At 65.4% G+C, this 20,680-nt stretch carries 19 protein-coding genes and 4 pseudogenes; 16 read left to right on the forward strand and 7 right to left on the reverse strand.

Features of this window, described 5'->3' with window-relative positions; genetic code table 11:
- Positions 1–758: 758 nt before the first annotated feature.
- The 10 genes and pseudogenes from IFU11_RS05425 to IFU11_RS05470 all read left to right on the forward strand — a co-directional run bounded on the left by IFU11_RS05425 (position 759) and on the right by IFU11_RS05470 (position 8,743).
- A complete protein-coding gene (locus tag IFU11_RS05425) occupies positions 759–1,520 on the forward strand; it encodes a CPBP family intramembrane glutamic endopeptidase (protein WP_192018387.1) in 762 nt (253 codons plus the stop codon).
- Between the two features lie 106 nt (positions 1,521–1,626).
- The gene (locus IFU11_RS05430; protein WP_207185351.1) at positions 1,627–2,013 is read left to right on the forward strand and encodes a hypothetical protein; all 387 of its coding nucleotides are present in this window, start codon (positions 1,627–1,629) and stop codon (positions 2,011–2,013) included.
- Between the two features lie 57 nt (positions 2,014–2,070).
- On the forward strand, positions 2,071–2,334 hold the full coding sequence (locus tag IFU11_RS05435; protein WP_244631681.1) for a type II toxin-antitoxin system ParD family antitoxin: 264 nt from the start codon (positions 2,071–2,073) through the stop codon (positions 2,332–2,334).
- Complete coding sequence (locus tag IFU11_RS05440) at positions 2,331–2,627, forward strand: type II toxin-antitoxin system RelE/ParE family toxin (RefSeq protein ID WP_192018389.1); 297 nt, start codon at positions 2,331–2,333, stop codon at positions 2,625–2,627. The genes IFU11_RS05435 and IFU11_RS05440 overlap by 4 nt, the downstream gene beginning before the upstream one ends.
- 14 nt (positions 2,628–2,641) lie before the next feature.
- Positions 2,642–3,104: pseudogene (locus IFU11_RS05445) on the forward strand (ATP-binding cassette domain-containing protein); the annotation flags it as partial.
- A 271-nt stretch (positions 3,105–3,375) separates the two neighbouring features.
- Entirely contained in the window at positions 3,376–3,774 is a 399-nt protein-coding gene (nrdI, locus tag IFU11_RS05450) for a class Ib ribonucleoside-diphosphate reductase assembly flavoprotein NrdI (protein WP_192018390.1), read from the forward strand.
- Positions 3,775–3,859: 85 nt separating this feature from the next.
- A complete protein-coding gene (gene nrdF, locus IFU11_RS05455; RefSeq protein WP_244631690.1) occupies positions 3,860–4,852 on the forward strand; it encodes a class 1b ribonucleoside-diphosphate reductase subunit beta in 993 nt (330 codons plus the stop codon).
- Positions 4,853–5,273: 421 nt separating this feature from the next.
- The gene (locus IFU11_RS05460) at positions 5,274–6,122 is read left to right on the forward strand and encodes a universal stress protein (RefSeq protein ID WP_192018392.1); all 849 of its coding nucleotides are present in this window, start codon (positions 5,274–5,276) and stop codon (positions 6,120–6,122) included.
- Between the two features lie 37 nt (positions 6,123–6,159).
- The gene (locus IFU11_RS05465) at positions 6,160–7,113 is read left to right on the forward strand and encodes an L-lactate dehydrogenase (protein ID WP_192018393.1); all 954 of its coding nucleotides are present in this window, start codon (positions 6,160–6,162) and stop codon (positions 7,111–7,113) included.
- A 5-nt stretch (positions 7,114–7,118) separates the two neighbouring features.
- A pseudogene (locus IFU11_RS05470) lies at positions 7,119–8,743 on the forward strand (L-lactate permease).
- Between the two features lie 31 nt (positions 8,744–8,774).
- Here IFU11_RS05470 and IFU11_RS05475 read toward each other — a convergent pair.
- Positions 8,775–9,650: a hypothetical protein gene (locus IFU11_RS05475; protein WP_192018394.1), complete on the reverse strand. Its 876-nt coding sequence runs from the start codon at positions 9,648–9,650 to the stop codon at positions 8,775–8,777.
- Positions 9,651–9,986: 336 nt separating this feature from the next.
- Positions 9,987–10,175, reverse strand: coding sequence for a hypothetical protein (locus IFU11_RS05480; RefSeq protein ID WP_137243543.1), 189 nt, complete (start codon positions 10,173–10,175; stop codon positions 9,987–9,989).
- A gap of 764 nt (positions 10,176–10,939) precedes the next feature.
- Between IFU11_RS05480 and IFU11_RS05485 the strand changes: the two are divergent.
- A pseudogene (locus tag IFU11_RS05485) lies at positions 10,940–11,832 on the forward strand (IS5 family transposase); the annotation flags it as partial.
- Between the two features lie 408 nt (positions 11,833–12,240).
- On the opposite strand, the gene IFU11_RS05495 reads toward IFU11_RS05485, so the two are convergent.
- Positions 12,241–13,014, reverse strand: a complete 774-nt coding sequence (locus tag IFU11_RS05495; protein ID WP_192018395.1) for a hypothetical protein — start codon at positions 13,012–13,014, stop codon at positions 12,241–12,243.
- Positions 13,015–13,829: 815 nt separating this feature from the next.
- Between IFU11_RS05495 and IFU11_RS20710 the strand changes: the two are divergent.
- A pseudogene (locus tag IFU11_RS20710) lies at positions 13,830–13,913 on the forward strand (hypothetical protein); the annotation flags it as partial.
- Between the two features lie 300 nt (positions 13,914–14,213).
- Here IFU11_RS20710 and IFU11_RS05505 read toward each other — a convergent pair.
- Complete coding sequence (locus IFU11_RS05505; RefSeq protein ID WP_192018396.1) at positions 14,214–14,678, reverse strand: phage tail protein; 465 nt, start codon at positions 14,676–14,678, stop codon at positions 14,214–14,216.
- Between the two features lie 60 nt (positions 14,679–14,738).
- Positions 14,739–15,128 carry a VOC family protein gene (locus IFU11_RS05510; protein WP_192018397.1) on the reverse strand — a complete coding sequence of 130 codons (390 nt, stop codon included), beginning with the start codon at positions 15,126–15,128 and terminating at the stop codon, positions 14,739–14,741.
- 196 nt (positions 15,129–15,324) lie between these two features.
- Here IFU11_RS05510 and IFU11_RS05515 point away from each other — a divergent pair, with 196 nt between their 5' ends.
- The 4 genes from IFU11_RS05515 (at position 15,325) to IFU11_RS05530 (ending at position 19,071) form a co-directional block, all read left to right on the forward strand.
- Positions 15,325–15,966 (forward strand): DedA family protein, encoded by a 642-nt coding sequence (locus tag IFU11_RS05515; RefSeq protein WP_244631682.1) that lies wholly within the window; start codon positions 15,325–15,327, stop codon positions 15,964–15,966.
- Positions 15,967–16,069: 103 nt separating this feature from the next.
- Positions 16,070–16,912: a COG4705 family protein gene (locus IFU11_RS20165; protein ID WP_192018615.1), complete on the forward strand. Its 843-nt coding sequence runs from the start codon at positions 16,070–16,072 to the stop codon at positions 16,910–16,912.
- A 57-nt stretch (positions 16,913–16,969) separates the two neighbouring features.
- Positions 16,970–17,650, forward strand: a complete 681-nt coding sequence (locus IFU11_RS05525; protein ID WP_192018398.1) for a response regulator transcription factor — start codon at positions 16,970–16,972, stop codon at positions 17,648–17,650.
- On the forward strand, positions 17,647–19,071 hold the full coding sequence (locus IFU11_RS05530; protein WP_192018399.1) for a sensor histidine kinase: 1,425 nt from the start codon (positions 17,647–17,649) through the stop codon (positions 19,069–19,071). The genes IFU11_RS05525 and IFU11_RS05530 overlap by 4 nt, the downstream gene beginning before the upstream one ends.
- Here IFU11_RS05530 and IFU11_RS05535 read toward each other — a convergent pair.
- Positions 19,044–19,859 (reverse strand): COG4705 family protein, encoded by an 816-nt coding sequence (locus IFU11_RS05535; protein ID WP_192018400.1) that lies wholly within the window; start codon positions 19,857–19,859, stop codon positions 19,044–19,046. The two genes, IFU11_RS05530 and IFU11_RS05535, sit on opposite strands and share 28 nt — an antisense overlap.
- A 208-nt stretch (positions 19,860–20,067) precedes the next feature.
- On the reverse strand, positions 20,068–20,655 hold the full coding sequence (locus tag IFU11_RS05540) for a recombinase family protein (RefSeq protein WP_192018401.1): 588 nt from the start codon (positions 20,653–20,655) through the stop codon (positions 20,068–20,070).
- Positions 20,656–20,680 lie beyond the last annotated feature (25 nt).

Genomic DNA, 20,680 nt, shown 5'->3' on the forward strand with positions numbered 1-20,680 from the left:
CGCCGCGGTCGGGGCCAGAACGATGGCTCCGAGAATCGCGGCAGCGAAGGCCGCCGGGAGCGTTCGGAACAAACGGTTGTGTTGCTTGGACTTCATGTTCTTCCAGACCTCAATCAGACATGCGCCTGGTCGAAGTTCCCGGCGCCCACGGACACACTCGTCCGGGAACTGATCAATGCACAGAACGCCCACCACCATTTCCCCGACGGCTCTACTAAGTCTTGGCCCGCCGAACGGGTCCTGAGTGTTGTTGGTTGCACTCAGAGTGGTTGTTTTGCCCGTTCTAAGTGGTCATGCGTCCCTGTTGCGCGCAAGGCGGTGGAGGCGACGAGGTCCGCGGGAACGTGATCTTCGATGTCACGACCGTCGCGCGTGAACTTCTTCCTCTGGGCCAGGGGAGAAATATTGAGTGGACCGACCATGTCGCTGGGGAGGAATTCGGGATGCGGGTGTGGGACACCGCGTCGTCCTTGGCGCAGAGGACTCCGCCCGCCGGCGGGTTGCAAGGAGCCGCGCCGTGGCCTGGCGTTCGCCTCCGTGGCCGCGCGTGCGTGATGCGTCGTCGGGTGACCGAGAGATGTGTCGATCGACCACTCAAACCTGTGCCGAATTGCTCTGCATCGCCACGGGTTTGGGCCGGACTATCGCTGTGCTGCTGTCAGATGTGATCTGGTCATACTGCCGGTTGATGATCCGAACGAGCTCGTCGTTCGGCGTGCACGTGTTCCGCTGACAGACCAGCTGAAGGAAGGACCATGATGAGATACGACGACGGCGCAACGAAGTCAACGTTTCTGCGAGCTATCCGAGCGGAGGAGTATCCGCGGACGTTCACCTGGCACGGGCGAGACTGGATCGCACTCGCGGCCATCCCGACTGTCTTCCTTCTGGCCTGGTCGACGTCCGCCCTCACCAATGACCTGGCCGTACAGGTCATCTCAGACACCACGCTGCGGATCGTGTTGTTCTCGGTGCTCGTCATTGCGAATCGTGAGCTCCTCGCGCGCCACTGGCGTGCGTTCGCGCGAGTGAAATGGCGCGCGACTGGCCTGGTCATTCTCGGCTTCATGGCCCTGCAGGTCGTCACGACCATCCTCGGCACGCTCCTGCGGTCTCTGGGGCACAGTGCTAGCGACATCACGCCGGCTCAGCCGGAACCAGCTGAGACAGTCTCGTTCCTCGTCTTGCTTTTCGGATCATGTTCGCCAGTGGTTACGGCTCTCATCGAAGACTTCACGTTCCGGCACACGCTCCTGCTCAAGTTCCCGGTGTGGCACAGATGCTTCCTCGCGGTGTCCCTTGTGGCCGGGAACGCGCTCGTGTTCGGTGCCATCCACGTCAACAACTTCGGTGGAGACTGGCTCCTCACGCTCAGTTTCGCGGGCGCCGGTCTGCTCATGAACCTGATCTATCTCTGGATTCGGAACATCTGGGTCGTGCTGCTCATGCACGGTGTGAACAACTTCGTCCTCGGCGGACCGCTCGCTGTGGTCATTGTGCACCTGCTCGGCGCCCAGTAGCGCAGCTCCGTCTACTTGCAGACGCGGCGCCTCGTTCATCAAGCAGGCGGATCGTCCTTCGACCGCGGTCCCGGCGGCGAACACGTGGCCCACATCAGTCGGCGGGATGAGCGGTCAGCGTCTGGCGAGTAGGGTGGGTGGAGCTGACCGTCGTGAAGGCATCCCGGCGGTCAGTGTTATTCCTAGGAGGGCCCGCACCTCGATCCGCGACAGCGCAGTGCGCACCATCGAGTGCGTATCCGGCGTCAGCGTCATAGCTGTAGACCACCTGCTCGGCGCGGGATGCCCCGTCGCAGGCGGGACGGCGTTGGGAGTGGTGGAGCTCATGCTCGAGGGCGTGCGTACTCGTCGCGACACCATTTATGGGCAATTCACGCTCGTGGCCGCATTTGAACCGACCGATTGCATCGCTCGTCGCGTGCACCGGCCGGTGGGCCGGCCCGTCATGCCCGTCGGTGACCGCAATATCGTTCTCGCGAGAATGGTGGTGTAGCTCGGGCGCTGAGGGCGGTCTTCCGGTCGAGTGGAGCGACCAGCGAACAGCATTCCCATGGATACCAATTCTTGGTACTATTGCTGCATGGCCCAGAACACTTCGATCAGCCTGGATGACCATTTCACGAGCCTGCTCTCCCGGGAGGTGTCCTCCGGTCGGTATCGCTCGGCGAGTGACGTTGTCCGTGCCGGTCTGCGTCTGCTCGAGGACCAGGAGACCCACCTGGCTGCTCTGCGCTCTGCACTGTCGGACGGCGAAGCCAGTGGAGGAGCTCAGCCCTTCGACTTCGATACCTTCGTCGCAGCAAAGAAGGCATGACCGGCTACAGGCTCACTCCGGCCGCACAGCTCGACCTCTCCTTGATCTGGGACTACACCGCCGAGCGCTGGGACGCCCAGCAGGCCGAGACCTACATCGGTGAGCTCCGAGCCGTAATCGAGCGCATCGCAGACGACCCCCGACGTGGCCGTGCGCGCGACGAGGTCCGCTCAGGGTATTCGAGCTACAGTGTCGTCAGCCATGTCGTGTTCTACCGTGTGAACGACGAGATCGGCGGCGTGGACGTCATCCGCGTTCTCCACCAGCGGATGGACCCAGCCCACCATCTGTGAATGACGACCGACGCAGATTCCCAAAATCACGCGGACAGTTGACCTCCGCCGACGGGGCGGCGATCCGCGCAGCGATGGAATTCCTCACCCTCGTGCCGCTCCAGAACCGGTACCTGGACGAACTCTCCGGTGGGCAGCGAAAGCGAGCCTACGTTGCGATGGCGCTCGCACACGACACGAACTATGTGCTGTTGGACGAGCCATTGAACAACCTCGACATGCTGCACGCAGCGTCGATGATGCAGCGCTCCAGCGAGCAGCGGATGAACTCGACGAACGATCGTCATCGTGCTGCATGGCATCAACTTCGCTTCCGCCTACGCCGACCACATCGTCGCGATGCTCGACGGCGCCGTGATGCACGCCGGGCCGCCTGCCACATTCATGACTGCCGACGTGCTCGAGCGGGTATTCCATGCCGCCGTGGAGGTATGTACGGACGGGACTACTTACTTGCTGTGTGCGTCCGCTGAGTGATCGTGAGGACCTCCCGGCGCCCGCGTAGCTGATGCACGCGAGCCTCCCCTAATGCCGTCGCCGAGGTCGGAGACCGGAAGCTGAACGCGCATGGCTAGCTACTGCTCAAGGCGCGGTGGCATGCCGCGGGCAATGTTAGGGCGATCTAACTCCCCGCTGTGCGTGTTTCGAGACGAAACCCCGATCTCGTGGTAGACCTAGATGTAGTGCTTGGGTCTGAGCATGTGTCTATATGTAGTGGTTGAGGGTTGATGTTGATGGGTGGCGGCAAGTGAGCGGGCTGGTGTATTTCTCGAGCGTCTCCGAGAACACTCGGCGCTTCGTTGATCGGCTGGAACGTCCGGCGGAACGTATCCCGTTGCGGCCTCGGGCCGAGGGTGACCTGACGGTTACGAGACCGTACGTCCTGGTCGTCCCCACTTATGGCGGGGGAGGTCCTGGAGCGGTGCCTCGCCAGGTGGTGCGCTTCCTCAACGATCCGAACAATCGTTCGTTGCTGCGCGGTGTGATCGCTGCCGGTAACACGAATTTCGGTGATGCCTTCTGCCGCGCCGGGGAAGTCATCTCCGCGAAGTGCCAAGTGCCGCAGCTGTACCGGTTCGAGCTGCTCGGCACACCGGATGATGTCGAAGCGGTCTCGAACGGACTCGACCGGTTCTGGAGTCGCTAATCAACCATCTGTTGGACGACCTTCATCTCGTACCCCCGGAACTGGAGTCACCATGATCGACCACACCCCGCACGTCACTCACCGTATGCGCGCGGTTTCGCCGCCTCGGTATCGGACCGACCCACGTGCCCCGCTGCGCCCGATCAATTGGAACGACATCACCGACGACAAGGATCTCGAAGTCTGGAATCGGCTCACTGCAAACTTCTGGCTGCCAGAGAAAGTGCCGCTCTCCAACGATGTCGCTGACTGGCAGCGGCTGAATCTCGCGGAGCGGGCGCTGACCATGCGGGTCTTCACGGGTCTGACGATGCTGGATACTGTGCAGGCGACCGTCGGCGAGATCTGCCAGATCCAAGATGCGCGCACGGAGCACGAGGAAGCGGTGTACACCAACATCGCGTTCATGCAGTCAGTGCATGCCCGGAGCTACTCGTCGGTGTTCTCGACGCTTGCCAGCACATCGGAGATCGAGGCGTCGTACCAGTGGGCAATCGGCAATGACGTGCTGCAACGGCGGTGCAAGACGGTCCTGGCGCACTACAACGGGGATGACGCGCTGAAGCGGAAGGTCTCCTCAACGCTGCTGTCGTCCCTGCTGCTCTACGCCGGATTCTATCTGCCGCTGTACTTCTCCTCCCGGGCACTCATGACGAACACCGCAGATCTGATCCGATTGATTCTCCGCGACAAAGCCGTGCACGGCTACTACGCCGGCTACAAGTATCAGCGCGGCCTCGAAACACGAACACCAGCTGAGCGCACGGCTATGCGTACGTTCACCGCTGAGCTGCTGGATGAGCTCTATGAGCTGGAACTGATCTATTCGGCGGAACTCTACGAACCGTTCGGGGTGATGGACGACGTCGCCGCGTTCGTCCGATACAACGCCAACAAGGCGATGATGAACCTCGGCTATCCGGCACGATTCCCTGCAGCAGATTGCCGAGTGAGTCCGGAAATTCTCGCGGCGCTCTCCCCGGGTGCCGATGAGAATCACGACTTCTTCTCAGGATCCGGTTCATCGTATGTGGTGGGGCGCGGGGAACACACCGAAGACGAAGACTGGGATTTCTGACACCTCGAAGAGACGCCAATCGAGGTTTGAGGCGCCGGAGACATGTCAGAACGACCGGGCTGCGGTGTCGTCGTCGATGCAGGGGGTCGGGCGGTGTTCGTTCTTCGTGCAAACCGTTGACGTGGTCAATGACGGACGTCGCGGCGAGCGTCTGCTGGATCATCGTGGTTGACCTGCGCAGGGCCGACATCGTCCAGGACGGGGCGGGAGTCACGACCCGGTAGACGTCTGGCCAGCCGACACGAGCAGATCTGGTAATGACGGTGTACCCAGTGCCGCCAGCAATGCCACGGAGTTTGTGCGCGATGTCCACGGTCTTTTCAGACGCGTCCGGTCCCCGGGCGAGGGATGGTGGTGCAGTGAACAGTGGAACCTTCCAGCACAGTCGCCGCAGGGAAGGACCACAGCGGAGGAGAGGACGATGATGTCGCAGCAAACACGGATGAACGTCAGCAGCTCCCCGATCGTCAGGCGCGACCGGTGCATCGTCGGGTTCGACGGGTCCTCGGCAAGTGTGATGGCACTCGACTGGGCTGTTACCTGGGCTGCCCGCAACCACCGCGAAGTGCATCTGGTGGGGGTCGTCGACGACGAAGCTGGCGCTTTGGGAGGCGCGCGCGCGGATGACCGCGACCGTGCTCAGGCACAGCTGTTGTCGCTGGCGTTCGCGCTCCTCGCGGAGAGGTACCCCGGACTCGTCGTCGCGAACCGGCTCGTCACTGGTCCGGTGGCTTCATCCTTGGCGGCTGCCGCCAGACCCAACGACATCGTTGTGGTCGGGGCCGACAAGGCGGTTTATGCGCACGGTCAGTTCTTCGGCGTCCGTAGCGTTCAGCTCGCCGCCCTCGTGTCCGGCCCGCTCGTGGTTGTTCCCGCCGCGGATCTCCGATTTCGCGCCGGCGTGCTTGTGGCGATCGACGGGGGACCGGAGTCCTCGCGGCTGGCGTGTATCGGTGCGGAGGAGGCCATGGCCCGGCAGTGCGCGGTCGGCCTCGTGCATTCCGTGGCTGTGGAGGCCACATTGGAGCAACGACACCTCGGTGAGCTCGTCTTACGCGAGGCGTTTGAGGCGGCTCGAGCGGTGGCGCCCGGACTCGAGATCAGCCGTCATCTGGCCAACCGGCGGCCCGCTGAGGCGATGCTCAACCTCGCACGGGATCGTGCGCTCCTCGTCATGGGTCGTTCCCGTCGCAACGCCGCGCCCGGAGTCGGGGGCACCCTGCACGAGGTGCTCATCAACGCGAACGTCCCCGTCATGGTCCTGCCCTGATGTCCGTCCCTCCACCAGCGCAACGACAGGAATGAACATGGCCGCCCGAGAGAACAGCAAACTGACCGTCGTCGGCGCCGGAAGCGTCGGCGCAAGTGTCGCCTACGCGGCCCTGATCCGAGGCTCCGCCAGGCACGTCGCCCTCTACGACATCGCGACGGACAAGGTCGAAGCCGAGGTGCTGGACCTGGCCCACGGCACCCAGTTCGTCGGCGCGAGCGAGATCACCGGCGGCTCGGACCTCGCCGTGGCGGAGGGTTCGCATGTCGTGGTCATCACCGCCGGGGCCAAGCAGCGTCCCGGGCAGTCGCGCACCGAACTCGCCGACGTGAACGCGGGGATCGTCGAGGGCATGATGCCCGGCCTGCTCGAGGTCGCGCCCGACGCGGTGTTCATGCTCGTCACCAATCCGTGCGATGTGCTCACCGTCATCGCCGCCGAGGCGTCCGGCCTCCCGCACCATCGGATCTTCTCCTCGGGCACCGTGCTCGACACGTCCCGCCTGAGGTGGAAGCTCGCGCAGCGCGCAGGCGTGTCCACGAGCAGCGTGCACGCCAACATCATCGGAGAACACGGCGACACCGAGTTCCCGCTCTGGTCGGAGGCGATGATCGGGCCGGTGCCGATCCTCGAATGGCAGACCGACACGTGCCCGAGGATGACGGTGGAGGAACTGGACCGGATCGCCATCGACGTGCGGGACGCCGCGTACCGGGTGATCAAGGGCAAGGGTGCCACCAACTACGCGATCGGTCTGTCCAGTGCGCGGATCGTCGAGGCCGTCCTACAGGACGAACGAGCGGTCCTGCCGGTGAGCACCGTCTTGACCGACTTCCACGGGATCGACGGTGTCGCCCTGTCGGTGCCGTCGATCGTGGGCGCCACGGGAGCCGAACCCGTGAGGAACACCGCCTTCTCCGAATCGGAGCTCACGCTGCTCGGACGGTCTGCGGACGCGTTGTCGTCCGTGATCGCCGGACTGGAACGGTGACGACCATGTCACCTCAGGACACCTGGCTCCAAGGCCTCGACCCGCTCGGTGCGCCCTGGCTGTCCGCCCTCGTCGCCGCCGTCCCCATCGTGATCTTCCTGCTCTGCCTCGTCGTCTTCAAGCTGACGGGGCTCCAGGCGGCAGCCGTCGCGCTCGCCGCCGAGCTCGTCGTCGCCATCGGTGTGTTCGGCATGCCTGCACCCTCGGCCGCGGGTGCCGGACTCCTCGGCGTGCTGAATGCCGTCTGGCCGATCGCGTACATCATCGTCATGTCGGTGTGGTTGTACCGCATGGCGGTCGCGAGCGGGAAGTTCACGGTCATCCGCTCGTCGATCGCGTTGATCTCGCCCGATCAGCGCATCCAGGTGCTCCTCACAGTCTTTGTTTCGGAGCGTTCCTCGAGGGTGTCGCCGGCTTCGGGGTCCCCATCGCGATCTGCGCCGCGATGCTCGTCCAGCTGGGGTTCCGGCCGGTCCGTGCGGCGATGGTCAGCCTCGTCGCGAACTTCGCGGCGGGCGCATACGGCGCGGTCGGTATCCCGGTCATCGTGGGTGCTCAGGTCGGCGGCGTCGACGTCATGGACCTCTCCCGCGATCTGGCCTTCATCCTGCAGCCGGTGACGTTCTTGATCCCGTTCCTCCTGGTCGTGATCCTGGACGGGTTCCGCGGACTCCGCGAGACCTGGCCTGCGACCCTCGCCGTCAGCGTGGTCTTCAGCGGCAGCCAGGCCGCCGTCCTGCTCTTCCTGGGCCCGGAACTCGCGGCGATCCTGCCGGGGCTCCTCGGCATGCTCACCCTCGCCGCGCTGCGGTTCGTCTGGTCGCCGCGGCGTGTGTTCCGTGAGGACGGCGTTGCGGTCGTCGAGATGGAGCGCCACACGCCTCGGGAAGTCCTTGTGGCGTGGAGTCCGTTCTACGTCCTGACGGTGCTCGTGTTCGTGTGGAGCACACCGGCGTTCAAGGCCCTGTTCGCACCCGGGGGTGGGTTGGCGTGGTCGGTGGTCGACGTGCCTGTCCCAGGAGTGACGGGACGGATCACGACCGCGGGAGGGACGGTCGTCCAGACCGTGTGGAGCTGGTCCCCACTCGGTGCCACCGGTACGGCGATCCTTCTCGCGGTGATCGTCACCGCCCTGACCACACGGTCGCTGACCGCGGCGGTCGTCTGGGCGAATCTCCGCTCCACCTTTGCGGATCTCTGGCGGGCGTTGATCCTCATCGCCGCGATCCTCGTCCTCGCGCAGATCGCGAACCTCTCGGGCGGTTCGGCCAGCATCGGCACCGCTCTCGCCGGGGCGGGGGCGCTCTTCCCTCTGCTGGCGCCTGTCATCGGGTGGGTCGGGGTGTTTCTCACCGGTTCCGTCGTCAACAACAACACCTTGTTCGCCCAGCTCCAGGCGACGACAGCCGGACGCATCGGTGTCGACGCGACGCTCCTGGTGGCGGCGAACACGGCCGGGGGTGCCGCGGCCAAGGTGATCTCGCCGCAGTCGATCGCCATCGCCGCGGGTGCGGTCGGCTTGTCAGGTCGGGAGAGTGAGATCCTGCGTGCTTCCATCGCCTACAGCGCCGGCATCCTCGCCGTGTTGAGCGTCTGGACCTTGGTGCTCTCGTTCATGGTGATCGGTTGAGTTGCCGCTGAGCCCGGTTCTCGCCCGGACTTCACCGGGCGTCAGCTGAGGCGATCGTGGTGTGGGCGGTGATGACGGCGGCCGCGGCCGTTTCGTAGGTCTCGAGGGGTGGGATGAGGGGGTCGTTGTCGTCGATCGTGATCTGCAGGGCTGTGACGGTTTCGTTGAACGCGGTGATATCGACGGCCGGGGCGAACGCGCGGACGGCTGGTGCGTTCACGGTCACGACCGTGTTCGCGAGGTTCCGCAGCGGGACACGGAGGTCCTCGCGGGCTTGGACGAGGGTGTCGATCGCGGTGTCCTTCCGGTCAGTGTCCGCCTCAACGGCCCGGATGGCCGCCGCGAGGGTCTTCCGGAACGCGGTGAGCTGCTGCAGGGTTGGGTCCTTCGGCAGAATCCGGTCCACGGACGCAGGTTCCAGGGTGGTTGATGCGGCCGGTTGTCCCTCAGCTGGTGGGGTTTTCACCGCGGTCACGGCTGCGTCGAGGGCCAGTCGGGCTTGCTCGAGGTCAGCAGCAGCACTGGTGTCGAAGTAGGCGGGGGCGCCGGCGACGATCGTCGCGACGGCGGCACTGGTGTCTTGTGTCCTGGTGATTTCCGCGTCGAGGGCGATCTTCTGGGCGTTGTTGTGGATCTCAGCCTGCCCGAGCGCTTTCACCGCGCCTCGTGCTGAGGTCAGCGCACTGTCGTATGTTCCTCCGACTTCGGCGTTCGTGATGACCACCGCTGTGATGAGCACGGCGGCGGCCGCGGCAACAGCGAGGATCTTGCCGAGGGTGTGTCGGCGCATCCAGGCCAGAACGGCTGCCCACCGGGATTGGGGCCTGGCGGAGACCGGAACGGTCGCCACAGAGTTCGGTGTGGGGGCCGGGTCTGTGGGGTCGTCTGGGAGGTTCGGGCGGGTCATGAGTGGTTCCTTTGCGTGTGTTCGGGGAGCGGTTGGGTGCGGTCGATGAAGGAGGGGTTTCCGGTGGTGTCGAGCCAGGCCAGGTAGTCCTGGTATGGGTCGTCACCGGGTTGTGGGGTGACTGCCGGCGGTTGTATGCGGCGGATGGGGGTGTCGAGCTGGATGGGGTGTCGCTGCTCGGAGCGAGGTGGTAGGTCGGAGTTCATGGTGGTGTTCCTCTTGTGATGGTGGGGGCCGGCCGACGGGGCCGTTCAGAGCTGTGGAGGTTCGTGGGTGAGGTCGGGCCGGGTGCCGATGTCGGGGACCTTCACCGGCCAGGTGTGTCCAGGCCGCGGCTCATGCTTTCGGGTTCCTCTGCGTGAGACGGTGGGTCCAGTAGTCGGCGTTGTCGCGTTCGAGCTGTTGCGCCTGGTCCAGGGGTCCGACGACGGGATGGGTGGTACACGCGGCCAGGTAGCGGTCACGCAGCGCCTCCATCCAGGCGAACGAGCGGGGGGTCGCGTTGGCCGGCGTGCTGGTGCTCATAGGGTGGTTCCCTTCGGTGTGGTTGGCGGGGCGGTTCTTTTGTTGCTGCTGCGGTGCAGAGCGCGCCGGTTGGGCGCGGGTGGCGTGCGGTCGTTGGCGTTCCTCTCGGTGGTCGGTGTGATGGGTGTCGCGGTGAGGGTATGTCCGGACAGCCCTGTTGCGGGGGCCGCTGGTGGTGGATTGGGCAGAAATGGGAGGCGGCGGCAACTGAACCCGGCGTCTAGCCGAACCGCATGGGTGGGGGCACGGCAAGCGACATGGTTTTGCGTTCATGAGCCGGTCCCACTGCGCGTGTGCGTCACTCGGATGGCGTCCCGGCTGAGGTGGTTCGGGTCGTCGACGGGGACACTTTCGTCGTGCAGCTGACCGGGGAGTGGAGGAACGGGTGCGGCTGCTGGGTATGGATGTTGCGGGAAGCGTGCATCCGGACCGGCTGGTCGAGTGTTTCGGGTCCGAGGTTTCCGTGTTCCTGACCGATCTGCTGCCGTCCGGATCGACGATCGCACTCGCGGGGACCGTCGCAGCCCGACGTCGATGGGTGCGGGTGGGCCTTGCGGTATGCGTGGGGGAGTGGCCTGTTTGAGGGCGGGTTTGCGCGTAGCGATGTCGTGGGCCGGCCGTTCGCACACGTGGCCGTCTTCGAGACGCGGTGGCCGGCATGTGGGCGGAAGCGTCCTGCTCGAGCTGGTTGCTACGCCCACGAAGGGCGGGTGTCGAGGGCATCTCTCCCAGATGGATCGTGAGGTTCACAGCAGCCTGAGGGGGTGAGGTCGGCGGGTTCGCGGTATCGAGTGTTCGCAGACGATCAGTGGGCCAGGATCGAGCCGCTTTTTGCCCTCGACCACGGGGCTGCGTGGTCACCCTTTCGGTGAAAATCGGCGGGCCGTGGAGGGTGTCGTCTAGCGGTTCCGGACCGGTGTCCCGTGGCGTGATCGGCCGCACGATCGGTTCGGCGCATGGCAGACGGTGTGGAAGAGACGTCGCCGGTATGCTGGCGATGGCACCTGGAATCGCGTGCCGACACGGTTCCCCGCTAAGGCCGATGCCGCCGGGGAGATCGGCTGGGCGGTGTCGATCGACGAGACGATCGCGCGTGCGCCCGAGCATGCGACGAACACGACTCGCCCCGAGCAAGACACAGGGGGTGGGATCGAATCAGAGGAATCTGCCCTGGCGCGAGGTTGAACCGCCTGGTCATGGCATCGGCCGCTCCCGCGGCAGGCTGACCACGAAGATCCATCAGGCCGTCGACGGACATGGCCGACCGCTCGCGATCGTCGCGAGCGGGCAGCGCAATGCCGGTGGTGTGCTGGGCGCGTTGCTGGCAGCGATCCACGTTCCCCGACTTGGTCGTGGACGGCCACGCACCCGCCTGGATGCCTTACTCGCTGACCGCGCCTACGCGACCGGCGTAATCCGCCATTGACTGCGCCATCGCGGGATCCAGGCCGTGATCCACGACAAACGCGACCAAGCTGCCGCCCGCAATCGGCGAGGCAGCACGGGCGGGGTACCACCCGGCCTCGATGCCGAGCTCTACAAGGGTCGCAACGCCGTCGAGCGGTTCGCCAAGCAATGACGCGGTATCGCCACACGGTTCGACAAACTCGCGATCACCTACCGTGCTGGGATTACCCTCTGCGCCGTCCTGACCTGGCCAGGTGCATGGCGATTGATCACGCAACGGCGAGCACGCGGTGAGGAATCCATCCTTCACGTCCGTCAGCGTTCCTGCACCAGGGCAAGCCGCTTTTGAGTTATCCACGAGGATGTCGACGTCTTCTCCTAGCCTGGCCGGTAGCGCGGTGGTGTTGTATCCGGCACGAGCGGTACCGCCCGCGCCGTCGATATCGAGGTGACGCGTGGGAATCCATCCCGTGCCCTGGGCTGCTGTCACGAACACGAAAGCGGGTCGTTCCGTGTCCCGGTCTCCGATTTAAACGGCGTCGCCGGGAACAATCACCAGGGGGCCCGATCTGGAATCTCATGATCGGCAGTCAACGCACATCGCACAGCACGAATCTTCCCATCAGAACCGCCCCACGCAGCCTATGGGAGACACGTCTCAGGGCGCAGGGACGACGTTCACGTAGCCGGGAAGGTTTGCGGTCGCTGTGTGCCCGCCTCCAGGGGATTGCCCGGTGAGTTGGAGGGTGATCGTACTTTCCGGTCGGGCGAGGCGGACTTCCGAGTCGTCCGGTTGAGTCTGGAAGTTGGAGTCCCAGGTGGTGACATCGTAGGTGAGTTGGAGTTGGAAGGAGATCGCTGTAGAGGCAGCGGGGGCCGGGTCGACGGTCAGCGTGGCTGTTCCTGGGCCGGCGGCGGCCACGGTGATGCCGGTTGCCGGTCCGGTGCCGTCGCTATTGAGAACGCCCGTTACTGTCCAATAGGTGCCGGGAGTGCCAGTGACGGTAATCGACACGGGGGCCGCCGCTGTCCCTGTCGTGACGTTCGTGAGGGTGACGGGGACCGATTCGGTGTAGTCGGTGAGGACGTCCTCGCCGCCTCCGCGAGGAGGGAGTGTGAAGGGGTCGAATGCGACGGCGAAGTCTGCCGTGACGGCTGGTGGAGTCGGAACGGTCGTTGGGGGCGTGGTTGTGGGCGTCATGGTCGGTGCCGTAGTGGGGATACAGCTGTCCGCTTGGGCTGGACTCGCATCGAGCGTGATGAATGCAGCACCGCCTCCGACCAGCGCCAGAATGAGCACGAGAGTAGTCGTTCTGCGTCGGCCGCGCATTATCAGGAGCAGCCCGAGACCGACACCGACCAGCAGCACGGCGATGAGTGGCCAGATGCCTGCATCCGATCCAGTCGGGGGGAGGCAGTCGATGGGATCCATTCCGCGAATGTATCTTGAACGCCGTGGAGGGACAAGGCCAGAAGCTGTTCGGGTGCTGGATCTGGGTCGCAGGTCGTGTGATCTCGGCTCGAGGAAGTGAGTCCACACGGGCTGTTCCGGGACGTCATACCGCCGCCGTGCGGTCGCGGGGGCGCATGGGCCACGGGGGCGCTCGGTAGGTCGGGGAGTGGCCGCCACCCTGGGGCTGAGGTTTGGTAACGCGGTCCGGTTCGGCGTCGACGGGTGCGACGATGAGACTGACCTGAGCGACGGCAATGCACATGGCTTCGCGACCTGTTACCGACGTCGGAAGTCGCGCCCGAGGGAGGTGACCCATCATTGGGGTGACGGTTTCGTGGGTGTGTGGACTTTTTGGAGATGGATACGCGGATTTACGCATCAACTGAGTAGGGAGGCTGGCTAGCCCGAGACATCGCCATGTTGGCAGGGATGCGACCGCGGCGGTTGCGCCGAGTGTTTCTCGGGAAGGTGCCGGCCAGGCCCGTGGAGCTGAAGCACCTGCCACCGGTGCTGCACCTGGGGGCGCCGGAGCGCAAGCGGGCGGTCTAATCGGAAGTAGCGGTGAAGGAGCTCGCCGCTGAGGCCGAGGCGCACGAGATCGACGCAAGGATCCACGAGCCTCTCTGAGCTCATGAGCGCGGGTACGGGACAGTGAAAGAGTGTCCAGACTTGCCGCCTTATAACAAGCAAACTGACATAATAAATATTATCGGGCATATTCCCGGTGAGTTATCCACAGGTTGATGCGGTCCGATGTCGACCAGAAATGAGAGCACGGCTACGTCCACGCCGGTGTGACGAGCGCGATCGCGGACAGCGCCGGAGGCTACGCTGCCCTCACGCTGATGGACCAGGGCTCGGAAGTGCTGACCGTTGAGTACAAGATCAACCTGCTCGCACCTGCTGCAGGGCAGTACCTCGAAGCTGTGGCCGATGTCGTGCCGCCGGCCGCACCCTCACCGTCTGCCACATCGACGTCTGGACAATCGAAGGCGAGCAACGAAATCGATCGGTTCCGGGCCGCGTACGGCTCCGCTCCGAATGCGTTTGGTCGCTGCCCGTTAGCATCGTTCGCACCTGCGGCAGGCCGTCATCATGGTCATTGTCGCCAGCGTAGCCATGACTGCGGTACTGACGCGCGAACAACCGGTGAGGGTTCAACCGCCGTGGGTCGATCCTCAGTACACGCTCTTGATCACGAAATACGTGCCGCGGATGGTGCCGGCGAGTTTCGACTTCTGGCGGGCGAACTTGAACCTCGACTCGAGTTCGGCAGGCACGTCCATACCGTCGGAGAGCTTGAACCCGACGGCGCGTTTCCCACCGTCCTCGATCGTGTACATGACGTTGATGGAGAGTCCGGACTCGTAAAACACATAGGACATGTCGATGCCCTCCACCTCGAACCTGGTGGCTTCGAGCGGTCTGGATTCGATCGTCAGGCTGCGCTCGTCCTGCAAGATGCGGTGCACTCGTTCGATGATCTCCGGCACTTGGCTCGCGGGGCTGACGGTGAAGACGTGGTCGTACTTGTTCTTGAAGTAGCGGGCCTCGTTGGCCCGCAGTCCGGCCAGCCCCGCAGCCACCGGCGACGACTCGAGCCCGACCTCCGACACCGTGACGAAATCGACGACGTACGACATTGGTTCCTCCTCGGTTACCGACCCATCCGACTGTAGGGCGAAATGCACACGCGGTGGCCGTCAGCTGGTTTGGGGGCGTTCCTGGATCACCCAGGCGTTCCCGCCGGGGTCGGCGAAGAAGACGAATGAGTTCCAGTCGCCACCTCGGCCCTCGAGGCGGACGCCGTCTTCGAAGTGTGTCACTGGACTCACGTCGACACCGCGGTCGGCCAACTCGGCGCGTGCCTGATCGATGTCGTCGACGACGAGCTGCAAGCCCTCCAGCCGGGTCTCACCGGTCTTGAGTTGGATGCTGCTACGTGAGCCGGGCGGAGTGAGTTGCACGATGCGGAGCTCGTCACTGATCCGGACGTCGAGGTCCAAGTGGAATCCGACCTGCTGGGCGTAGAAGTCCTTCGCCTGATCGACGTCGGCGACGCTGACGGGAACGACTTCGAGACTCCACTGCACCGGGCACTCCTTCGCGACGATCACGGGTTCGAATGCCCGTCGTGCTCCAGTGTGCTCGGCCGGCACGTGTTTCGACAAGCGGGTGTGTCACCGGCAGGTCTGGTGGGGCGCGCGTTGGCGTCGGTTCTGTCAGAACTCTCAGGGTGTCGGTCCGCGTTCGAGGGCGCAGCGCCGCTTGGCGTGCGAGGCTCGGGGAATGATCCACACCGGTCTCTTCGACCCTCAGTCCATCATCCAGAGCAGTGGCGGGTGGGCGCTTGCCGTCGTGTGTCTGATCATCTTCGTCGAGACGGGACTGCTGATCGGGTTCGTGCTTCCGGGCGACACCCTGCTCTTCTTTACGGGTGTGCTGACGTTCTCCGGCGTGATCGAGGTGCCCGTCGCAGTCGTCATTCTCGCGGTCGCCGTGTCGGCGGTCGCAGGGGATCAGCTCGGGTACCTCATCGGGAGGCGGCTCGGCCCTCGGGTCTTCGAGCGGAAGGCCGCGGGACTCATTAGCCGGGCCACCCTCGAGCGCACGAACGGGTTCTTCGACCGATACGGTCCGGCGACGGTGACGATCGCGAGGTTCGTCCCGGTGGTCCGCACCGTTGCACCGGTCGCCGCCGGCACGGCCAGCATGCACTATCCACGGTTCCTGCTCTTCAACATCGTCGGCGGCATCGCCTGGCCGACCCTGCTGATCCTCGCTGGGTTCTTCCTTGGACAGATCCCCGGCGTGGCGGACTTCGTGTCGCAGTACATCGACCTGATCCTCGGCGGCATCGTCGTCATCTCCATCCTGTCGATCATCGTCAGCGTGATCCGGAGTCGTCGCGCGGGACGCACAGACCGCTGAACCAGCCGTCCGGGACGCGGGCGCACCGCATTCTGTGAGCACCCTCACGAACGCGGGTCATCAACGTCAGGCCGGCTGCAGGATGGAGCGGGAGCGTTGGCGCATGACCTCAACACTCGAATCCACTCGCGTCAGTGACCTGCTGCTCAGCAAGGTCCCCCAGATCACCTTGGCCTTCTGGGTGATCAAAGTGTTCTCCACTACCGTCGGCGAGACCGCGGCCGACTACTTCAACGCCACGCTCGGCTTCGGACTGACGGCGACGTCGATCGTGACGGGCGCACTGTTCCTCATCGCACTCGCCGTCCAGTTCTGGACGTGCCGCTACGTGCCGACGGTCTACTGGATCACCGTCGTGTTGATCAGCGTCGTCGGCACGCTCATCACCGACAACCTCACCGATGTCGTCGGGGTGCCACTGTGGGCTTCGACGCTCGGCTTCGCCGTCCTGCTCGGGGCGACGTTCACGGTGTGGTTCCGGCGCGAGCGGACCCTGTCGATTCACTCCATCGTCACCCGTCGCCGCGAGGCGTTCTACTGGTTGGCGATCCTGTTCACTTTCGCGCTCGGTACTGCGGCGGGAGACTTCCTGTCGGAGGCGCTCGGCCTCGGTTACGTGCTCGCCGCGGTCCTGTTCGCCGCGGTCATCGCGGCCGTCGCCATCGCGTATGTCGTCTTCCATGCCAACGCCGTGGTGTGTTTCTGGATCGCCTACGTCCTCACCCGCCCGCTCGGTGCTTCACTCGGCGATCTCGCCTCCCAACCGGTCGCGGACGGCGGGCTGGGGCTCGGGACGACCGCCACGAGCGCGGTGTTCGGCATCGTCATCATCGCCCTCGTCGTCTTCATGACAGTGCAGCTCGCGCGTCAGCGTCGACAGCTTGTGGCGTCCGATCCGTCGGTCGTCTCAGCGGTAGCCGGCGCCCGGCGACACGCTGCGTCCTAGGATGTGGAAACGGGGGCCGGGCGGGCATTGCCGGCAACAGGCGAGAGGGGGCAGGTCGTGAGGATCCTCGTCGTCGACGATGAGCACGAGATGACGGAACTGCTTGCTCGCGGGCTGGCGTCCGACGGCCACGAGGTCGTCGAGTCACACGACGGTATCGACGCTATCGGACTCGCGACGGACACGGGGTTCGAGCTCGCGGTCGTCGACGTGATGCTTCCGGGGATGTCGGGGTTCGAGCTCAGCCGCCGGTTGAAAGAGCTGGATCCCACGATCGCGATCATCCTCCTGACCGCTCGGCACGCCGTCGACGATCGGGTGCGGGGGCTCGACGCCGGTGCTGACGATTACATGGTCAAACCGTTCGACCTGGCCGAGCTGTCCGCGCGCATCAGAGCCGTCCGCCGCCGCGACGCGCTGCACGCACCCGCCCGCATCCTGCTCGGCGACCTGACGGTCGATCTCGCACGCCATCGTGCCCGGCTGGGCGACCGGGAGATCCCGCTGAGCCGCACGGAGTTCGACGTGCTCCGCGTGCTCGCGCTTCGCGTCGAGGACACCGTGACCCGCGCCGAGATCCTCGCCGAGGTCTGGGAAACCAGCGAGCACATCGATCCGAACATCGTCGACCAGTACGTGAGCTACTTGCGGCGGAAGCTCGAGCAGAGCGGGGCGGGCGTGCGCATCCTGACCACCCGCGGCGTCGGCTTCCGGCTCGTCGCCTCACAGGGTCCGTGACGGGCCCCGTGTCGACGGCCCGCAGACTGATCGACCGTCTCGGCATCCGGATGAGGATCGCCGGGGGCAGTCTCCTCATCGCGATCCTCATCGCAGTCGCCGCGGGCATCGTCCTGAACGCGCAGATCGAACGCATCGTCCGTGACGGCACCAGCTCGGTCCTCTCAAGCGACAGCGCCCCCTACGTCGTCGCCCTGCAGACGGAACCGGACGACTCCTTCGACGCGCCCGGGCCATCACAACTCGTCGCCGTCCTGGCTCCCGACGGCTCGACGCCCATCAACACGCTGCCGACCTCACTTGCCGACAAACTGCCGAATGTGGGCGGATCCGGGCAGGCGCACGACGTCCGGGTGGGAGATGCGTCCTTCATCGTCCTGTCGACGACGGTCGCAGTCGCAGGTGGGGACTGGGTTGTGGTGGCCGCCCGAGACGCCCAGGAAGAGACGACCGTGCTCGCGCAGATGCGAACGCTGCTCTTCACGGGCCTCGCGGTGATCGCCGTCGGTGCTGCCGGGACCGCCTGGGCGCTCACCAGTCTGTCCCTCGGCCCAGTCCGTCGCCTTCGCCGGAGTGCGGATGCGCTCAGCGCCGGGTCGTCCTCGGAACTCCTCGCGGTCGGCGAGGCTCGCGACGAGATCTCGGACCTCGCCCGCACCTTGAACGAGCTCATCGAGCGGCTGCGCGACTCCGCCCGCCGGGAACGGCAACTCGTCTCCGACGCCAGCCACGAGCTCCGCACGCCGATCGCGTTGCTGAACACCCAACTGCAGGTCGCGGTCGCTGAAGCGTCATCGGTGGAACAGATGGTGCGAGACGTCGACGGTGCCAGACGAAACGTCGCCCGCCTGGCGGCCCTCGTGACCTCCCTGCTGGAACTGTCGGCCATCGAAGCCGCCCACGACGGTGTTCGAAGCTCGATCGGAGCACTCGATCGTGAAGCCGACGATGCGACCGACCGCGCACGGTTCCGCGCACAGGACACGGCGATCTCGATTCTGTACGACGGGCCGGAGCTCCTGGCGTCCGACGACGGGACAGAGGACACCGGCAGCTTCCCGATCGGCGCTGAGGCGTTCGGACGCATCCTGGACAACCTGCTCAACAATGCACTGCGCGCCGTCGGCCACGGCGGGGTGATCGACGTCCAGCTGACCGTTGGAGGAGGATTCGCATGGCTCCTCGTGACCGACACCGGCGGTGGGATGGATCCGGCGTTCGAGCCGTTCGCGCTCGACCGCTTCACCCGCCAGGATGCCTCGCGGACCGGCGGTCAGGGAACCGGTCTCGGACTCGCGATCGTCGCCGCACTGGTTCGGAACGCCGGTGGCAGCATCGAGCTGGACAACCGGCCGGGCGACGGGCTGACGATCCGCATCGGCCTGCCTGCCGTTCAGGCGGCGTCGTCGCACGACAGCTGACCGGCGCCGCCTGAACGTTTTCCGGCGGGCATCGGGTTGCGGGCGTGGCGTCGCGCTAAGACGGCGACGAGTCCAATCGCGAGGGCAAGAGCGACCAGCGTCACCGGACCCGTTCCGAAACCCAGACCGCCTCGCGAAGGCACCACCGCGAGCCCGTCCGCAATCGACGCACCGAGCGGTCTCGTGACGATGTACGACGCCCAGAACATCGCGACCGCCGACCAACCCAAGAACCGGTATGCCAGACCCGGTAGCAGGAACAGTACGCCGAAGAGGATGGCGGACCCGCCGTAGCCGAGACCGAGGTCGTGCGCGGCGAGGTCACCGACGGCGGTGCCGAGCGCGAAGGTCGCGCACACCGTCGCCCAGTAGAACACCTCCCGCCGGCGACTCGTGATCGAGTGGATCGACAACGTGCCCTCGAATCGCCACCACACGCCCAGCACCACGGCGAGTGCCACGGCGAACGCCGCCGTCGAGACGATGTACGGCACCCCGACGACGATGTGCGCGACATCGGCGACCATCGTCCCGAACACCCCGATCATGCCCACCAACAACCAGTACCGCCACACCGAGTACCGCGGCGCCCGCAGCTGGATTGTCAGACACGCGCCGAACACCACCGCCGTGCCCAGCACGACCGATACCGGATCGAGGTGCACGACCATCCAGTCGGACGCCGTCTCACCCAGCCCCGTGGTCAGCAATTTCAGCACCCAGAAGACCGCTGTGACCTCGGGCACCTTCGACGCGACGGACAACGCGGGCCCAGGTGGAACAGTCATGAAGTGCAGCCTGCACTGGCGTCCGGAGAGATGACACGGAAAGCGAGCGCGGAGCTCTGAGAGCACTCTCAGCCAGCGCCACCCCGCTCGGTGTCGGCAAGCCAGGCGAGCAACCGGCCCCAGCAACGATGAGGTCCGCCGGAACCATGACGACCGGCTCCGATCTGGGAAGCGTTTCAGGTTGCCGCGGGCGTCCTGCCCCGGACCGTCAGTGTGTTCGTGCCGTAGTGCCGGTCTGGTGTCGATAGAGCGTTGCTCTGCTCCAGCCGACGAGTGCGGCGGCTTCTGCTGCTGTGCGGCCGCGATCGCGGGCTTCGGCAACGATGGCGAGCTTCTCGGCGATGATGTCGGGGTTCACGGGTGGGCGCCCGAAGCGGGTGCCTGATTCCCGTGCTGCGGCGATGCCGGCGTTGACGCGTTCGACGATGAGCTCGCGCTCGTACTCGGCCAAGGTGGCGAGCATGTGCAGCATGAGCCGGCCCGTCGACGTCGCAGGGTCGATCCCATCTGAGAGTGATCGCACATGGATACCCCGGCCGCGCAGGAGCTCGACGGTGTTGAGGACGTCGATGAGTGAGCGGCCGAGCCGGTCGATGCGCCACACGATCACGGTGTCGCCAGACTCCGCGTACTCGAGCAGCTTCGTCATCCCGGGACGCTCGATCGCGGTCTTGCTGCCCGATGTCACGTCCGCGAACACATCGCGCTTCTGGACGCCGGCGGCGACGAGCGCGTCGAGCTGCAGCTGCGCGTCCTGGCCTGCGGTGCTCACTCTGGTGTATCCGATCTGCCTCATCTCACCAGCATGTCTCAGAAACCCT

This window comes from Plantibacter sp. CFBP 8804 (genome assembly GCF_014841225.1).
Taxonomy (GTDB): Bacteria; Actinomycetota; Actinomycetes; order Actinomycetales; family Microbacteriaceae; genus Plantibacter; species Plantibacter auratus.

What these genes read in the sequence shown, in the direction of transcription:
- IFU11_RS05425 (WP_192018387.1), top strand. Translation starts at nt 759, where the DNA reads ATGAGATACGACGACGGCGCAACGAAGTCAACGTTTCTGCGAGCTATC.
- IFU11_RS05430 (WP_207185351.1), top strand. Translation starts at nt 1,627, where the DNA reads ATGAGCGGTCAGCGTCTGGCGAGTAGGGTGGGTGGAGCTGACCGTCGT.
- IFU11_RS05435 (WP_244631681.1), top strand. Translation starts at nt 2,071, where the DNA reads ATGGATACCAATTCTTGGTACTATTGCTGCATGGCCCAGAACACTTCG.
- IFU11_RS05440 (WP_192018389.1), top strand. Translation starts at nt 2,331, where the DNA reads ATGACCGGCTACAGGCTCACTCCGGCCGCACAGCTCGACCTCTCCTTG.
- nrdF (WP_244631690.1), top strand. Translation starts at nt 3,860, where the DNA reads ATGCGCGCGGTTTCGCCGCCTCGGTATCGGACCGACCCACGTGCCCCG.
- IFU11_RS05460 (WP_192018392.1), top strand. Translation starts at nt 5,274, where the DNA reads ATGATGTCGCAGCAAACACGGATGAACGTCAGCAGCTCCCCGATCGTC.
- IFU11_RS05465 (WP_192018393.1), top strand. Translation starts at nt 6,160, where the DNA reads ATGGCCGCCCGAGAGAACAGCAAACTGACCGTCGTCGGCGCCGGAAGC.
- IFU11_RS05475 (WP_192018394.1), bottom strand. Translation starts at nt 9,650, where the DNA reads ATGACCCGCCCGAACCTCCCAGACGACCCCACAGACCCGGCCCCCACA.
- IFU11_RS05480 (WP_137243543.1), bottom strand. Translation starts at nt 10,175, where the DNA reads ATGAGCACCAGCACGCCGGCCAACGCGACCCCCCGCTCGTTCGCCTGG.
- IFU11_RS05495 (WP_192018395.1), bottom strand. Translation starts at nt 13,014, where the DNA reads ATGGATCCCATCGACTGCCTCCCCCCGACTGGATCGGATGCAGGCATC.
- IFU11_RS05505 (WP_192018396.1), bottom strand. Translation starts at nt 14,678, where the DNA reads ATGTCGTACGTCGTCGATTTCGTCACGGTGTCGGAGGTCGGGCTCGAG.
- IFU11_RS05515 (WP_244631682.1), top strand. Translation starts at nt 15,325, where the DNA reads ATGATCCACACCGGTCTCTTCGACCCTCAGTCCATCATCCAGAGCAGT.
- IFU11_RS20165 (WP_192018615.1), top strand. Translation starts at nt 16,070, where the DNA reads ATGACCTCAACACTCGAATCCACTCGCGTCAGTGACCTGCTGCTCAGC.
- IFU11_RS05535 (WP_192018400.1), bottom strand. Translation starts at nt 19,859, where the DNA reads ATGACTGTTCCACCTGGGCCCGCGTTGTCCGTCGCGTCGAAGGTGCCC.
- IFU11_RS05540 (WP_192018401.1), bottom strand. Translation starts at nt 20,655, where the DNA reads ATGAGGCAGATCGGATACACCAGAGTGAGCACCGCAGGCCAGGACGCG.